This is a genomic window from Pseudomonas sp. C321 (genome assembly GCF_055407105.1).
On the sequence record NZ_JBUZRB010000030.1, the window covers coordinates 1 to 1235 of the forward strand.

A 1235-nucleotide genomic window follows, 5' to 3' on the forward strand; every position below is an offset into this window, starting at 1 on the left:
TGTAGTGGTCTAATGAAACCGGACATCCATTTAGGCGAGAATGCTCGCCAGAACGAGGTGTCAGATGATCAAACAACGCCGTACCTTTTCCCCTGAATTCAAACGCGAGGCTGCCGACCTCGTTCTCAAGCAGGATTACAGCTTCATTGAGGCCAGCCGCTCGCTTGGTGTCGGCGAGTCGGCTTTGCGCCGATGGGTCGACCAGGTGCAGCAAGAACGCACGGGCGTCACCCCGCAGAGCAAAGCGCTGACTCCGGAGCAGCAGAAAATCCAAGAGCTGGAAGCCCGAATTGCTCGCCTTGAGCGGGAAAAATCGATCTTAAAAAAGGCTACCGCGCTCTTGATGTCGGAAGATCTCGAGCGTTCGCGCTGATTGACCAGTTGAGCATCCACGAGCCGGTTGATTGGCTGTGCAAGGTGTTTGAAGTGACCCGCTCGTGCTACTACGCTCGGCGTCTCAGGCGCCGCACACCGGATGTAGAACGCCTTCGATTGCGCAGTCGGGTGAACGAGTTGTTCACCCAAGGCCGCAGTGCTCCCGGTAGCCGTAGCATCATGGCCATGATGCAGGACGACGGCGAGCAGATCGGGCGATTCAAGGTGCGCAGCCTGATGTGCGAGCTGGAGTTGGTCAGCAAACAACCGGGATCGCATGCTTACAAAAAGGCGACGGTCGAGCGGCCCGACATCCCTAATATTTTGAACCGGGAGTTTGATGTGCCCGCTCCTGACCACGTCTGGTGTGGCGATATCACTTACATCTGGGCTCAAGGGAAATGGCAGTATCTGGCGGTTGTGCTAGATCTTTTTGCCCGCCGTGTTGTGGGCTGGGCGTTGTCGGGAAAGCCGGATGCCGACTTGGTCATCAAGGCCTTGGACATGGCTTACGAGCAGCGAGGGAAGCCTCAAGGTTTGCTGTTCCACTCCGACCAGGGCTCGCAATATGGAAGCCGGAGTTTTCGCCAGCGCCTTTGGCGATATCGCATGCGTCAGAGCATGAGCCGGCGAGGAAATTGTTGGGATAATGCGCCGATGGAGCGGGTGTTCAGGAGCCTGAAAACCGAGTGGATACCGACCATGGGCTACACGACGGTCCAACAAGCTCAGCGGGATATCAGCCATTTTTTGATGCACCGGTACAACTGGATTCGACCGCACCAATTTAATGGTGGGCTGCCACCGGCTCAGGCCGAGAAAAAACTTAACGTCGTGTCCGGGATTAGTTGACCACTACA

General features: G+C 56.5%; 1 protein-coding gene. It reads left to right on the forward strand.

Going from position 1 to position 1235, the window contains the following annotated elements; translation table 11 throughout:
- Window positions 1-64 precede the first annotated feature (64 nt).
- Window positions 65-1227 (forward strand): IS3 family transposase gene (locus ACZRJ6_RS26215; protein WP_463970664.1). Its coding sequence is split into 2 segments (ribosomal slippage): window positions 65-317 and window positions 317-1227, totalling 1164 coding nucleotides; the frame shifts between segments, so codons are not numbered across the junction.
- The last annotated feature ends 8 nt before the right edge of the window (window positions 1228-1235 follow it).